16 protein-coding genes are annotated in these 15,349 nt (G+C 45.3%); 12 read left to right on the forward strand and 4 right to left on the reverse strand.

Annotation, left to right across the window (positions count from 1 at the left end):
* Positions 1-55 precede the first annotated feature (55 nt).
* The 12 genes from hpaD to KZ793_RS14110 all read left to right on the forward strand — a co-directional run bounded on the left by hpaD (position 56) and on the right by KZ793_RS14110 (position 10,379).
* The gene (gene hpaD, locus KZ793_RS14055; protein WP_118985478.1) at positions 56-934 is read left to right on the forward strand and encodes a 3,4-dihydroxyphenylacetate 2,3-dioxygenase; all 879 of its coding nucleotides are present in this window, start codon (positions 56-58) and stop codon (positions 932-934) included.
* Between the two features lie 13 nt (positions 935-947).
* Positions 948-1,334, forward strand: a complete 387-nt coding sequence (locus KZ793_RS14060; RefSeq protein ID WP_225815905.1) for a 5-carboxymethyl-2-hydroxymuconate Delta-isomerase — start codon at positions 948-950, stop codon at positions 1,332-1,334.
* Positions 1,335-1,336: 2 nt separating this feature from the next.
* Complete coding sequence (locus KZ793_RS14065; protein ID WP_225815906.1) at positions 1,337-2,566, forward strand: Bcr/CflA family multidrug efflux MFS transporter; 1,230 nt, start codon at positions 1,337-1,339, stop codon at positions 2,564-2,566.
* Positions 2,556-4,028: an NAD-dependent succinate-semialdehyde dehydrogenase gene (locus KZ793_RS14070; protein ID WP_225815907.1), complete on the forward strand. Its 1,473-nt coding sequence runs from the start codon at positions 2,556-2,558 to the stop codon at positions 4,026-4,028. Before KZ793_RS14065 ends, KZ793_RS14070 begins: the two co-directional genes overlap by 11 nt.
* Positions 4,029-4,032: 4 nt before the next feature.
* Positions 4,033-4,836, forward strand: coding sequence for a 2-oxo-hept-4-ene-1,7-dioate hydratase (gene hpaH / locus KZ793_RS14075; protein WP_225815908.1), 804 nt, complete (start codon positions 4,033-4,035; stop codon positions 4,834-4,836).
* An 11-nt stretch (positions 4,837-4,847) separates the two neighbouring features.
* Entirely contained in the window at positions 4,848-5,654 is an 807-nt protein-coding gene (gene hpaI / locus KZ793_RS14080) for a 4-hydroxy-2-oxoheptanedioate aldolase (RefSeq protein ID WP_225815909.1), read from the forward strand.
* 97 nt (positions 5,655-5,751) lie between these two features.
* Entirely contained in the window at positions 5,752-7,128 is a 1,377-nt protein-coding gene (gene hpaX / locus KZ793_RS14085; RefSeq protein ID WP_225815910.1) for a 4-hydroxyphenylacetate permease, read from the forward strand.
* A gap of 25 nt (positions 7,129-7,153) precedes the next feature.
* Positions 7,154-8,044, forward strand: a complete 891-nt coding sequence (hpaA, locus tag KZ793_RS14090; protein ID WP_225815911.1) for a 4-hydroxyphenylacetate catabolism regulatory protein HpaA — start codon at positions 7,154-7,156, stop codon at positions 8,042-8,044.
* A gap of 438 nt (positions 8,045-8,482) precedes the next feature.
* On the forward strand, positions 8,483-8,794 hold the full coding sequence (locus KZ793_RS14095) for a YjeO family protein (protein WP_225815912.1): 312 nt from the start codon (positions 8,483-8,485) through the stop codon (positions 8,792-8,794).
* 263 nt (positions 8,795-9,057) lie between these two features.
* Complete coding sequence (locus KZ793_RS14100) at positions 9,058-9,537, forward strand: Hcp family type VI secretion system effector (protein ID WP_225815913.1); 480 nt, start codon at positions 9,058-9,060, stop codon at positions 9,535-9,537.
* A gap of 179 nt (positions 9,538-9,716) precedes the next feature.
* Positions 9,717-10,019, forward strand: a complete 303-nt coding sequence (locus KZ793_RS14105) for a contact-dependent growth inhibition system immunity protein (protein WP_225815914.1) — start codon at positions 9,717-9,719, stop codon at positions 10,017-10,019.
* A 51-nt stretch (positions 10,020-10,070) separates the two neighbouring features.
* Complete coding sequence (locus tag KZ793_RS14110) at positions 10,071-10,379, forward strand: hypothetical protein (RefSeq protein WP_225815915.1); 309 nt, start codon at positions 10,071-10,073, stop codon at positions 10,377-10,379.
* Between the two features lie 75 nt (positions 10,380-10,454).
* Here KZ793_RS14110 and KZ793_RS14115 read toward each other — a convergent pair whose 3' ends face one another.
* From KZ793_RS14115 to KZ793_RS14130, 4 genes are all read right to left on the reverse strand, one after another.
* Positions 10,455-11,111, reverse strand: a complete 657-nt coding sequence (locus KZ793_RS14115; RefSeq protein ID WP_225815916.1) for a glycosyltransferase — start codon at positions 11,109-11,111, stop codon at positions 10,455-10,457.
* Between the two features lie 120 nt (positions 11,112-11,231).
* A complete protein-coding gene (locus KZ793_RS14120) occupies positions 11,232-11,507 on the reverse strand; it encodes a DUF6137 domain-containing protein (RefSeq protein WP_225815917.1) in 276 nt (91 codons plus the stop codon).
* Entirely contained in the window at positions 11,492-11,695 is a 204-nt protein-coding gene (locus tag KZ793_RS14125; protein ID WP_225815918.1) for a hypothetical protein, read from the reverse strand. Before KZ793_RS14125 ends, KZ793_RS14120 begins: the two co-directional genes overlap by 16 nt.
* Positions 11,649-15,344: a hypothetical protein gene (locus tag KZ793_RS14130; RefSeq protein WP_225815919.1), complete on the reverse strand. Its 3,696-nt coding sequence runs from the start codon at positions 15,342-15,344 to the stop codon at positions 11,649-11,651. The genes KZ793_RS14125 and KZ793_RS14130 overlap by 47 nt, the downstream gene beginning before the upstream one ends.
* Positions 15,345-15,349: the final 5 nt, after the last annotated feature.

Genomic DNA, 15,349 nt, shown 5'->3' on the forward strand with positions numbered 1-15,349 from the left:
CAGCGTTAACCACGGCGAATTCCGGTTCGCCGTCCTGATATCAAATGAGGATTTTATGGGTAAGTTAGCGTTAGCAGCCAAAATTACACATGTGCCATCCATGTATCTGTCTGAACTACCGGGGAAGCATCACGGTTGCCGTCAGGCAGCTATTGATGGTCACAAAGAGATCAGTCGCCGTTGCCGTGAAATGGGTGTCGATACCATTATTGTGTTTGATACACACTGGCTGGTGAATAGTGCCTATCACATCAATTGTGCCGACCATTTCTCCGGCATTTATACCAGCAATGAGTTACCCCACTTCATCCGGGATATGAGTTATGAATATGACGGCAATCCTGAATTGGGACAAATGATCGCAGAAGAGGCGCGCAATGTCGGCGTGCGCGCTCAAGCGCATGAAATCCCAAGCCTGAAACTGGAGTACGGCACGCTGGTACCAATGCGTTACATGAACAGTGACCGACATTTTAAAGTTATCTCGGTCTCCGCATTCTGTACTGTCCATGCTTTTGAAGACAGTCGTCGTCTTGGAGAGGCCATTCTGACCGCGATTGAGAAATATGATGGCACCGTTGCTGTACTCGCTAGCGGTTCCCTGTCTCACCGCTTTATCGATGATCAACGCGCCGAAGAGGGCATGAACAGCTACACCCGAGAATTTGATGAACAGATGGATCATCGGGTGGTTCAGCTCTGGAAAGAGGGCAAATTCAAAGAGTTCTGCAAGATGCTGCCGGAATATGCAGATTATTGTTATGGCGAAGGCAATATGCACGACACAGTGATGCTATTAGGTCTACTCGGTTGGGATAAATATGATGGTAAAGTGGAATTTCTGACTGAACTGTTTGCCAGTTCTGGTACCGGGCAAGTCAACGCCGTATTTCCACTACCTGATTACATCACCGATAAACCCGCGATCCCCTGATTAGGAGCAACCTATGCCACATTTTTATGCTGAATGTACGGAAAATATCCGCGAACAAGCCAATTTGCCTGAGCTGTTTGCCAAAGTGCATCAGGCGCTGGCAGATACCGGCATTTTCCCATTAGGCGGCATACGCAGCCGTGCTATCTGGCTGGATACCTGGCAAATGGCCGACGGTAAACAAGATTATGCATTCGTCCATATGACACTAAAAATCGGCGCGGGACGCAGCCTTGAAAGCCGTCAACAGGTTGGTGAGATACTCTTTCCCCTGATCAAGCAACATTTTGCCTCGCTGATGGCACAGCGTTACCTTGCCCTCTCTTTTACGATGGAAGAATTAGACCCGGTATTGAACTACAAACAAAACAACGTCCACGCTTTGTTTCGTAAGGAGTAGTGATGCCGAAATCCTTTCATCAGCATCCTCCTCGTTGGTTGATCCCTTTATTAGGTGCGCTAGTGGCCTTCGGGCCTCTGTCGATTGATATGTACCTGCCAGCCTTGCCAGAAATGGCAAGGCAATTACAGGCAACACAAGGGCAGATGCAACATACCTTAGGCGCATTTTTCGCCGGTTTCTGTATTGGCATGCTGTTATACGGCCCACTGAGCGACCATTTTGGGCGCAGAAAACTGCTGCTCAGCGGTATCGCATTATTTGTCGTTGCCAGTGCGTTGTGTACCTTGGTGACACAAGTTGAACACCTGATTTTACTCCGCGCATTACAAGCATTTGGCAGTGGCGCCGCGGTGGTCATGGGCAGAGCTATCGCCCGTGATATCTATGGTCCGCAGAAATTACCACGCGTGCTATCACTCATGACCTTAGTGACCATGATAGCGCCACTTATCGCCCCATTGCTTGGTGGCTTACTGTTAACCTATTTCAATTGGCAAGCCATATTTACGCTATTGGGTCTGTTCGGTTGTATCAGTGGGATATTATTACTATTTTTATTGCCAGAAACGCTGCCCGCTCAGAGTAACAATGGAAAACTTATCACCGCTTTTAAAAATTACGGCAAGTTACTGACTGACGGTGAAGCTATGGCAACTATCGGCACATTGGCATTCACTTGTGCCGCCATGTTCGCATTTATCAGTGGTTCCCCTTTCGTCTATATCAACTATTTTCAGGTTCCGGCGAATTACTACGGCTTACTGTTCGCCTGTAATGCGCTAGGCATGATAGCAATGGTGCTACTCAATGTCCGTTTACTAAAGGTCTACGATCTTTCCCGTCTGCTATTGATCCAAACCAGCGCGCAATTACTGTTTGGCATCTTACTGGTTATTTTCTATCAGCAAAGTCTTTCGGTGATCGTCATTCTGGTCGTACTGTTTATCTCGCTGGTGAATGCCATTGGTACTAACAGCCTCTCTTTATTACTTCAACATCGAGGCCAACTTGCTGGCAGCGCCAGCGCGCTCGCTATTTCCGCACAATTCGCTATGGCCGCATTCGCCAGTATCGCCGTCTCTTTACTACAAGATGAAACCCCTTTTGCTATGGCCCTTGTAATGGCAGTTTGCGCTGGATTGAGTTGGTTATGCCAGCAGCTAGCAACGTTCTACCAGCGAAAACCACTCACACAAGTGTCTTCAGGAGAAAAAAATCATGACAAATAATGTCAATACAGAATTACTACGCCAACAAGCTTATATCAACGGGCAATGGGTTGATGCCAACAACCAAGCCACTTTTAAGGTGACTAACCCGGCAAATGGTGAAGTTATTGCACACGTCAGTAATATGGGTGCGGCTGAAACAGAATGCGCAATTGCAGCCGCTCAACAAGCCCTGCCTGCCTGGAGAGCAATGACAGCCAAGCAACGCAGCCAGATCCTGCAACGTTGGTTTCAGTTAATGATGGCAAATCAACAAGCACTGGCTGAATTGTTGAGCCGGGAGCAAGGGAAATCGCAAGCAGAAGCCATGGGAGAGATTGCTTATGGCGCCAGCTTCATCGAATGGTTTGCGGAAGAGGGTAAACGCACCTACGGTGAAACTATCCCAAGCCCGATGCCAGGCCGACGGATCGTCACGATCAAACAACCTATCGGCGTTGTGGCAGCCATCACACCGTGGAACTTCCCCAACGCCATGATCACCCGCAAGGTTGGCCCTGCTCTGGCAGCGGGCTGCACGGTGATCCTAAAACCCGCCTCAGAAACCCCACTTTCAGCCTTGGCTCTGGCCGCGCTGGCAGAGCAAGCTGGCGTTCCTGCCGGGGTATTCAATGTGGTGACTGGCATTGATGCAAAAACCATCGGTGGTGTTTTGACCCAAAGCCCGATTGTCCGCAAACTCTCTTTTACCGGCTCAACCCGTGTCGGCAAGCTATTGATGGCACAAAGTGCCGACACCGTGAAAAAGCTATCGCTGGAATTGGGCGGCAATGCGCCATTTATCGTTTTTGATGATGCTGATATTGATGCCGCTATACAGGGGGCGTTGATAGCTAAATTCCGCAACAGCGGTCAAACCTGTGTTTGCGCTAACCGAATTTTGGTGCAGGAAACTATCTATGACACTTTCGCCGAACGTCTGGCGCAAGCAGTTAATCGGTTGCAGGTTGGCCCAGCCAGCGATGCCAAATCACAACAAGGCCCACTAATTAATCAAGCTGCCGTTGATAAAGTGCAAGAACATATCAGTGATGCCATTTCCCGTGGCGCGCACATATTGGCAGGGGGTAAACCACACGCTTTGGGCGGTTTGTTCTTCGAACCTACCGTATTGGCTGATGTCAATGAATCCATGCTTATCTCCCAAGAAGAAACATTCGGGCCTATTGCACCACTCTTCAAATTCCGTGATGAAGCAGAAGCCATCCATCTGGCAAATAATACTGAATTTGGTCTGGCAGCTTATTTTTATTCCCGCGATATCGGCCGGATCTACCGTGTGGCAGAAGCGCTGGAAAGCGGCATGGTCGGGATCAATGAAGGTTTGATTTCTAATGAATCAGCTCCATTCGGCGGCATTAAACAGTCGGGACTGGGACGTGAGGGTTCACGTTACGGCATCGAAGATTATCTGGAAGTGAAATACCTCTGCTTTGGTGGCATAGAAGACACAGGAGTTTAACTGCATGTTACAGAAAGAAGTCGTATCACAGGTTGCACATCGTCTGCATCAAGCAGAAAAAAGCCGTGAACAAATACGCCAAATCTCATTGGATTACCCTGAAATCACCATTGATGATGCTTATGCCATTCAGCGTCACTGGGTGGAGCTGAAAATTGCCGAAGGTCGCGTACTCAAAGGCCATAAAATTGGCTTGACCTCAAAGGCCATGCAAGCCAGTTCACAAATCAGTGAGCCGGACTATGGCGCTCTGCTGGACGATATGTTTTTCCCTGATGGCAGTGATATTCCATGTGATCGCTTTATTGTGCCCCGTATTGAGGTCGAACTGGCATTCATTCTGGCAAAACCTTTGCGTGGCCCGAACTGCACACTGTTTGATGTTTACAATGCGACCGATTATGTCATTCCGGCATTGGAATTGATCGACGCCCGTTGCCATAACATCGATCCGGAAACCAAACGTCCACGCAAAGTGTTCGATACGATTTCTGACAATGCCGCCAACGGCGGCGTCATCATGGGCGGGCGCCCGATTAAACCCGATCAGTTTGATCTGCGCTGGATCAGCGCCCTGCTCTATCGCAATGGCGTGATTGAAGAATCCGGTGTCGCGGCTGCGGTACTTAATCATCCGGCTAACGGTGTCGCATGGTTGGCAAACAAACTGGCTCCACATGGTGTTCAGCTTGAAGCAGGACAAATCATTCTCAGTGGATCGTTTACCCGCCCGGTTCCAGCAAATAAAGGGGATACCTTCCATGTGGATTACGGCCCCATCGGTGCTATCAGTTGCCGTTTTGTTTAAAGAGGAAAAATATGGATCGGTTAACCAATAAATTTAAACAGGCATTAAAAGCAGGTCAGCCACAAATCGGCCTATGGTTGGGACTTTGTCACCCCTACAGTGCTGAATTAGTAGCCGGAGCCGGTTTCGACTGGCTACTTATTGATGGCGAACATGCACCGAACGATGTTCAGACGATTCTAAGCCAGTTGCAAGCGATTGCCCCTTATCCAAGCCATCCCGTTGTGCGTCCGCCCTGGAATGATCTGGTCATCATTAAACAACTACTGGATATCGGTGCCCAAACGTTATTAATCCCCATGATACAAAACGCCGAGCAGGCTTACGAAGCTGTTCGCGCAACCCGTTATCCACCGGCGGGTATCCGTGGTGTAGGTAGCGCTCTGGCAAGAGCTTCCCACTGGAACAGAATTCCTGATTATCTGCACCGTGCCAACGATGAAATCTGCGTTCTGGTTCAGGTAGAAACCCGTGAAGCACTCCGTAACCTGCCGGAGATCCTCAAAGTAGACGGTGTGGATGGTGTCTTTATCGGTCCGGCGGATCTGAGTTCCGATATGGGCTTTACCAATAATCCGCAACATCCTGAAGTGAAAGCTGCAATTGAGCAAGCCATTGCCCAAATCAAAGCGGCGGGTAAAGCGCCGGGCATTCTGATGTCCGCACCCAATGTTGCCGAGCATTACCTGAAACTTGGCGCCCTATTCGTGGCGGTTGGTATTGATACAACTTTATTGGCTCGGACAGCGGAAGCGCTGGCGGCACGATTTATCTCGGATAAAGAACCGCCGGCAGCACCTTCATCCGGTGTTTATTAATTTCAGCAATCACAGTATTAACAACCGATTTACTCAACCAGCTTTTAATTTCCTAAACAACGTAATACACATAAAACAGTAATTAAGGAAAATGATAATGAGCGATTCATCAACTGCCGTGCAACAGCCGGAACTTCCGGCTGGTCAACATAAACCGCTAACGGCACAACAGCAATCCGTCATTAACAAGTTATTCCGTCGCCTGATTATTTTCCTGTTCGTCTTATTTGTATTCTCGTTTCTGGATCGAATTAATATCGGGTTTGCCGGCCTGACAATGGGTAAAGATCTTGGACTGAACGCAACCATGTTCGGTCTGGCGGCAACGCTGTTCTATGCTACTTATGTCATCTTCGGTATTCCTAGCAATATCATGCTTAGCATTGTCGGAGCGCGACGCTGGATAGCCGCGATTATGGTGCTCTGGGGGATCGCCTCCACGGCCACCATGTTCGCCACCGGACCAACCAGTCTGTATATCTTGCGTATGCTGGTCGGTATCGCCGAAGCAGGTTTTGTGCCGGGTATCCTGTTGTATCTGACTTACTGGTTCCCGGCTTACTATCGCGCCCGGGCCAATGCGCTGTTTATGGTGGCAATGCCGGTAACTATGGCTTTTGGTTCTCTGGCTTCCGGTTATATTCTGGAAATGGATGGCCTCATGAACCTTCACGGCTGGCAGTGGTTATTCCTGCTGGAAGGTTTTCCTTCGGTACTACTGGGAATTGTCGTTTGGTTCTATCTTGATGATTCACCCAAACGCGCTAAATGGCTGACAGATGAAGACAAAAAATGCTTACAAGAGATGATGGATAACGACCAGCCCGCTCTGGTTCAACCAGCAGGCTCACCAACTTATCAGGCAATGCAAAAACGCAGTATATGGCATGAGATTTTCGCACCGATCATGCTGATGTATACCCTGGCCTACTTCTGTCTAACCAATACCCTGAGTGCGATTAATATCTGGACGCCACAGATTGTGCAAAGCTTCAATCAGGGCAGCAGTAACATCATGATCGGCATTCTGACCGCTATTCCTCAGTTTTGTACCATCATCGGGATGGTTTACTGGAGTCGCCGTTCAGACCGGTTACAAGAACGTAAAATGCATACGGCCCTACCCTATCTGTTCGCCGCCGTGGGCTGGGTATTGACCTCATTAACCAACCACAGTGTCATTCAGCTTATTGGGATTATTATGGCTTCAACCGGTTCATTTACTGCAATGGCGATCTTCTGGACAACGCCGGATCAAGCTATCAGCTTACGCGCAAGAGCGATCGGCATTGCAGTTATTAGCGCTACAGGTAACATAGGTTCAGCACTTAGCCCGTTATTAATCGGTTGGCTGAAAGATCAGACCGGGAGCTTTAATACGGGTCTCTATTTCGTTGCCGGATTGCTGGTCGTTGGCGCAGCCATTATCTGGCTGATCCCAATGACACACGCCAGACAGAAAACAGCGCCGTAATTTTCAATAAAAAGGAAAAACCATCATGGCTGAGTCTATCATTGCCAATATTGATATCAGCAAGGATTATGATGAAACCCAAGGCACCGATGATGTGCATTATCAGACCTTTGGCCGAATGGCGGCATTTTTCGGTCGTAATATGCAAGCTCATCGTCACGATGGTTTCTTCCAACTTCATTTTTTGATCACCGGCCATATTGAATTACAGTTGGATGCTCAACACTATTCTGTACAGGCACCGCTGTTTATCCTGACTCCACCCTCCGTTCCTCACGCTTTTTTCACTCAAGATGACAGTGACGGATATGTCCTTACCGTACGGCAAGATCTGATATTACCGTTATTAGAATCACTCTATCCGGCTAATAAAGATATTCTTGATATTCCGGCTATTTGCTTATCCGTCGCCGATAAACCGGAAGAGCTGGCCGCTTTTAATCACTATTGGGCGTTAATCGCCCGCGAATCATCTAATAACTTTATTGGTCGAGAGCAATCGCTGACATTCTTAGCACAAGCCATATTTACCTTGTTATTGCGCAACATTCCTCTTGATGATCACCCGATTAATGGCGTGCGAGGAGAAATTAAATTGTTTCAGCGCTTTAACCAATTAATAGACAATCATTATCATCATCATCTTTCCGTACCGGAATATGCCCATAAGTTAGATATTACAGAATCGCGGTTAAAAGATATGTGCCGTCGGTTTACCAACCGTCCACCGAAACGACTCATCTTCGACCGTCAACTGCGTGAAGCCAAACGGCTATTATTATTCAGTGATTGCCCAGTATTTGAAGTGGCTTATCAGCTCGGATTTAAAGATCCAGCCTATTTTGCCCGTTTCTTTAATCGATTAGTTGGCTGCTCTCCTAGTCATTGGCGAGAAAAAAATATTCACGAAAAATAAATATCCATGCTAATTATACCAAACCCGGCATTTTATTCTGCTTATGCAGCAAACCTCGTGCTATTAATTCGTGCTAAACTTACTCGTTTTTATTACAAAATCTCTTCCAAGAATTAAAATTCTGAATATACTGAGACTCTGTAACTCACTGGAACTTTTTGAAGGATAAATGATGGCAACCGGAGTGCCGATATAAATATACCTAATAGATTTCGAGTTGCAGCGAGGCGGCAAGTGAATGAATCCCCAAGAGCATAGATAACTATGTGACTGGGGTGAGTGAAAGCAGCCAACAAAGCAGCAGCTTGAAAGATGAAGGGTATAAATTTATTTAAGAAAAGGAAACACAACATATGCAAAATCCTTACTATATGGCAGGTGAATTCGGATTCCCACTTTTTGATGTCATAGACTTCATATAATCACGAGAATTTCAGAATGAGCAAATCAGCCATAGTTTTAAATATCACTTATGCTATCTTTTGTGCGTTATTTATATATATGATGTCATACTTAGAAGAAGAGCATTATATCGGTGGTCAGGATATAGATAATCTCTGTACTGTTTACAGAGAGCTGATAGATGATAATCGTGATGTATTTGCTCCAACATGTTTACTGATTATGTCTCCCTTACTTTATGCGGCCATGAAGAAAAGATTCAAGTCCTTTTCTCTTAATGCCATTACATTCGCTTTACTGGGATACTGGATATGGCGTTTTTTCATCAGATTAATAGTATGCATTTAGAATAATTTCAAACATTCAGGTAACAGCCACCGAGTGTTACCTGAATGTCAACTCACGCTATGCGATTGTCACAAATACGACACCTGAACAGTTCAGATTTTTAAGTTCCTCTTAATACTTCGACGCCATATTTTTAAGTATTCCGTTTTTATAAGATTTTATTCCTCTTACAAATGTAAATTATATTAAATTTATAAATTTTTGATTGCTTTTTGCACACACCCTACAACAGGATAAAAAAGCGCATTAGAGGAGCAACCAGTATGGCAAATATCATTTATCTAACATTGAAAGGCAAAAAGCAGGGGCTGATCTCCGCTGGCTGCGGCTCCTTAAACTCCATAGGAAATAATTACCAGCACGGCCATGAAAATGAGATTTTTATTTACTCGCTTCAACATTTAATGACAAGGGAACAACACGTATCCCATCATCCGGTTATGGTAATAAAACCCATTGATAAATCTTCGCCTTTACTAGCGCGAAGCTTCGATGAAAATGAAGAACTGGAATGCCTGTTTGAAAATTATCGAACATCACTAACCGGAGGATTAGAAAAAAATTATTCCATCAGGCTAGGCCATGCCTTTATCTCCAGCATAAAATGCAATTTTCCGCATTCCAGAGATAATAATGCCGGTGTACCACAAGAAATTATCTGCTTCACTTATAAAAATATCACGTGGAACAATCTTGCCTGCTCAACCGGTTCTTATAGCTTCTGGGATGACAGGGTTTATTGACGATGAATAATGCCGCTTATTTAACTGATACCCCTGTTGATTCAGAATCTGAGAATGGGTTACGCATTGTTTTATCACCTGTGCAACTTGCGGCGATCTTGTCGGATATTAGGATTTACAGAGACAAAATTTAAAAGACTAAGATTATACACTCCAACATATAAAAAGGTTTAATTAAAATGACCGGACAATATCCATTTTTAGACATTTTAATGCATGCTTATTTTAATCAGGACTTCGATATAATATCAGGTCCCGAGCTTGATGATGTTATCAATGATTTTCTTAATGACGCATCTCAAGGAATGAGAAAAGGGTTAATAGAAGAAATCAATGATCTTGTTGGCTCTTCTGAAGATGTAGAGAACACATTTGATTATCATGATGCTGACATTTTCCCTGACATATGGGGACTCACAGCACTTGAATTTTTAGAGCATGCATCAAAATTAGCACAAGAATATTTGGATAAAGATGACTAATCATAGTCATTTTTAATATGACAGTAAATAAAGAGGTAAAATATAATGTAAATGAGAGAAAAATTGCAGTACATAGATAAGCTTACAAATTCTATTGATAAGAATGATTTTGAATCATTTCACAAAATATTCAATGAGTTGCAAGGAAATTATCTTAATATTGCACCACCAATATTATTAGACAATATTAATCATCTTATCCGGGCCGCCAAAAATATAAAAGGATGTTTTAGCATCCGTGATTATGATGCAGCTGATCCAAAGTTATGTGAAACTATTTCCGCCGTATTAGAACATCTGAATCAGTCATCAAAAATAATGCAAAGTTATATAAATAAACACCATGAAAAGGACAAATAAATCAACTTTGTATCCATGAAACTTTCAAGTAAAAAACGCTTTTGGAGGTAAAAGCTACATTATACCCTATGGATTTCAAGATGCATCGCGACGGCAAGGGAGAGAATCCCCAAGAGCATAGATAACGATGTAACTGGGGTGAGTGAGTGCAGCCACCGGCACTCCTACCGCAGTAGCTTCAATGGAAACACCACCAAACTCTTCGTGTTCTGACGGCATGACAATGACATGACAGGCCGCAATCGCGGTTGCCACCTGATCATTGGGGATAAATCCCGTGATAGTAAATTGGGACTCTAACTGATGTTGAGCAATAGTCTCTTCGAGTCTATGCCGTTGCGGGCCATCTCCCACGACTAAAAAAATACCACGAAATAGTAGCGCAGCCAGCAGCCCTGCTATATTGCCGATGCCCCCCCCTCCCATCGCGACAATAACACTTTTGCGATCAACATCCGCATTAAGCAATTGATTTGCCAAATAATCCAATGTATTGAGTGATTTGTTTGCTTCTCCTTCTGGAATTAACCAGACCCAAACCGGCACCTTTGTTTTTAGAGTTAGCCGTTGTACGAAAGGAGCAGCATGAAGCTGGTTTACGGTATCGTCAGTAATGATATGCAGAAAAGACGCCGACATCTCAGCTAAATGCGCCGAAATTTCCTCTGTGCAGTGGCTCCCGATCCAGAAAGGATAAGCAACATCTTCAAAACGCAATTCAATTTTATGCATAGAATACGCATTATCTTGAAGTGAACAGGATGACACATTGCTTTTTTTCAGGTAACTCATTGTTATTAAAAGGTATATCAATACCACTTTTTTCGGTATTTATCATTTTTTTACCTGTGATTAAGGTGATAATGGCATTGGTTCATCAGATGATTGTGCATTAAGCTTCTTGTTTATTATTTCCGCGAGGTTATTGATTTCCATTGATAGATGTTCGTATTTCGACCAGCCCAGCGTGCAGTCAAGGAGTGCTTCCAGACGTACCATAAATTCAATGGCATCCCGTGCAGGGATCTCTAACCATCCTCGCTTGATTAATTCTTCTGCGTCATCTCCCGTTGTCTCACAGGCGATTTTGATAATTAATTGACGAATATAACTTACTGATATTGACATGATTTCTCCCAAAATCTTTCTGCAAGGTAAACTGCTTGCCCGGTATGGAAACATGTTTGTGCCAGACGTTGTGCATGGACAATAATTGCATCAATCGTTTCCTGATCGGTTTGGCTGGCATAATTAGATAGTGCTGCGTATTTATCTGCTAATGTTTGATCGATACTGATGGCTTCTAATAATCGCAATCGGATCAACTTCAGACAATTTAAAACGGCCTTTCTCCTCTGTGGCTATAGGGGGCAGAGCACGTTGAATATACGTTTCAATTTCCTCTGTGATGCCATAAGGGATAAGACTAAGTTGTCTGACAAATTGTTGACATTGGCTCTCAGAAAGTACATTTGCATGATAGGCAAGCAAGTACTCTTTGCAGCGTTTAAACTGACTTTGCCAAATCGCGATTTCATCTGCGATTGAGGCAGCAGAACCTGCATTTACCGCGATTTCAGGAACGTGGTGCAAAACTAAATTACGCAATCCGGCATTTTCTGGAGCAGTAACCAACTGCTGCAATGTGGCCGACAAATCACGACGATGTAACAGGCTGACAGCGATCCGTTCAGCCCCAACCGGGGAAAGTGGTTTTTGTACCATCCGCATCAGCGTATGCTCTGGCCATATTGCTGAAAGGAGTAATCCTATCTGCCCTGCGGTGGTGTGAAGGCATTCCCACTGTTCTTGGTCATCCTCTGTTTTTTCCAGCTTCTCAATAATTCGGTGAAAAGCATCCCAGGCATGGTCAAAACCAGCAAGGCAAGCGCTGGTAACCTCATCACGTATAGATTCATTCAGGCAGAGTGCAGCGAGCGTTGAGGCAAAGGGCAACGAATAAACCGTGATACGCTGAACAGAGAAATCAATCACAGCCCGGTAATTGACATAAGCGTGGAATAGATCACACCAGGGAGAGTGCCCCAGCATGTCATATACATGGGAAACTTCATCATTAGGCACATAGGAGAAATCATAAGCAGTATCGAATAGCACTCGCAACCAAAGCACCAGTTCCTCGAGATCCTGTCTCTGCCAATGTAAACCATCAGCACGTTTTAAGCGCAAGAAAAGTGTCCAAGTGCCTAATTGACAGACCCGATTTGATGATATCTGCCATTGTGGTTTCCATTCTGAAATACGTGATGCCAATGCATCGAAGACATATAAGCGACCAATCTCCTCTTCCGGGGCATTCGGAAGCTCGCAGAATTCAACAACCAATTCCTTCTCATTAAAGAGGAAACTGGCCTTGTGTACGACAAAGGGCAGAGAAATCTCAAAGAGGTTATTAGTTAACCTTAAAAGGCAAGAGCGGGCATCACCAAAACCATCAGCGATATTGATCAATTTGTGTAAAGGCGCGGGCAGATCAGGCCCTGATTCAGCCCGAAAACGAACCAGCATCCATTGATGCAATAGATTGTGTAACTGGTGGGCATTTTCTATCGGTAGTTGTTCCGGTGTCATATTACCGGCAACAGGCATTAAAGCCTGCCAACGTAAGAAATCATCCCCCAAGATTTCTACAACATCTTCTTTTAATTCAAGAAAAAAAGTGTCCGGCATGGGGTTATGACGAACATGTTCTACCCATCCCTGGAAAGCGCATAATGCCGATTTTTCTGTGGCAGAAAGCGTTGATAGCTGGGCAAATTCCATCCAACCACTGAGCAAATCTAGATAATTTTGATACGTGATCAGCTCGTGTCTATCAACAACATCGGCTAATACCGCCTTGAGTACCTGATCGTAAGTATCCACTAAATCTATGCGACAAAGTGCCCTCAAAGTGGGTAATTTCGCATGATGTAACTCTTTCATCAGGCTATCCGTAGCTTGTAGCAAATCAGCGGCTTCACTCGCTCCTGCCAGTGCTGCGGCTGCTTTAAAGCGCTTAAGTGGAGACAGGAAAGCCACATAGTCAGCAAACGCTTTGGGCGCACGAACCAGATTCGCCAGTGCAGTCGGTGACAATTGGCGATGATGGATAACTTCAAACAATTCGTGAACAGAAAGTGTAGAACCTGCTGCCTGGGTTAACGCGTGTAAAATGTTGATCCGGTCTGCATCTTCATAAATGGGAATAATGTCTGTATCTGCGAGCACATGAAGTAGACATTCCAGTAGCAGACGCCCATCCCCATTTGGGGTCGTTATCGCAACATCAACCCATTGCGCCAATGGCATCGCGGGAATTTTCTCAATCCATGATTCGGCTTTGATAAATAACATTAGCAAGCGCAGGTCATTGAGTTGCCTGACCTTGTCTGCCAATGTTGGGATAGCCTTACATAAGTGCGGTAATGTCGACTGCGGATCGGTTTTGGCTCTGAAAGCACAGAGATAATCTGTTGTTGCATCGGTTGCCGACCAATGAGCAGGGTAGAGCGTCATCGCTCTCTCACCTACTTGTGCAAGGAGCCAACCTGTTAAACTTGGGCTTCGGACAATGTCACCATGCTGTAACCACGTGTCCATTGGAAAAAGAGTACGTTGCCTGAGTGAGGCGCCGATTTTTTCCTCTAATACCGGTAAGCCAGCCAGCGCACGTTGCAAAACATCCGAAATATCTTGAGAAGACAGCGCCGTAGTGGGCAGAGATTCTCTATCGTCAAAAATATGCTGTACAGCCGCAGGCAAATTAACCGATTCAATGGTTTCCGTTTCCAATTCGATAAGTGGTTTTTGCGCACTAAAGTAGGCTTGCTCTCCTACACTATTAATAATGACCAAGGGAACTGAGGGGATATTAGTTAACTGGGTAAGAAAAACGGGCAATTTTTGTTGACGGAACATGATGCCAGCATGTTCACTAGCAACGCCTGATTCAACGAAGACAGCCACAAGAGTGGATCGCACTGGCAAAGGAAGACGCAGATAACGAGACCAAGCATCGTCTAATGTGGATGCCGAAAGGAAAACGCCTAAATTGGGCTTTGCAGGATGCAGTAATGTTGTTACGGGAACCGCCCGCATACTGCGTGTCAGCTCTTCTTTCACTTCAGCGGTTAACTGTTCAACCTGACGTTCAAGTACATAACCCGGCGCGGGGCGTGCCTGTACTAACCAAATCTTATCCACGCGAACCTGACATAATTGAGCGCCATACCACAGAGGTGCAGCTAACGTTGGCCAATGATAGGCCACAGAGTTCGCCCTTGAGCCGGGAGATTGTGCAGACGCAAAACCAAAACCGAACGCCAGTTCTCCCCGGATACCTTCAGAGGCATGTAAAGTCAATCCGGTCACGGAAACCAGGCCATGATCCGTTTCCAAAACCCACTCAGTGTCTAACGCAATTTCAGAGAGATATTGATGTAATTGATTGATGATTTTATTTAAATCATGGCATGCATCGGCTGTCAGATACGGAGCCTGTAAGGCGTCCACTGTAGATGGCGTACCCTCAATCAATTTTTGAACAAAACAAGTGATTGGCTGCGGTTGATAACCCGGATCACTTAACCGTTGCTGTTCAATAGATTGAGGTTCAAATCCGCTGAAAGCCACCGTAGAAAGCGTATCACTAAAATCTGCCGGACAATGACAGATGATACTGGCATAGCCTCCAGCATTCACGAAAGTATCACCATCCTCTAAGCCCGCACTGCGAATAATCCAGGGAGCAGGGCCACAAACTTTCTCAACCTGTTTTATCCAATCGGGGTGCTCAGTGATGTACTGACTGTAGAGGGTACGTAGCAGCGCGGTATCTGCTTGCGGATAATACTTTACAATGGCAAGCGCTTTATCAGCCGCAAATCCCACTAAAGGTGGAACCAATGCTGAAAAATCAGGGTGCCGGGAAAGTTGTTGTAATCGTTCAAATTTTGCAGCCATACGTT

This window comes from Photorhabdus antumapuensis (assembly GCF_020387775.1).
GTDB lineage: Bacteria > Pseudomonadota > Gammaproteobacteria > Enterobacterales > Enterobacteriaceae > Photorhabdus > Photorhabdus antumapuensis.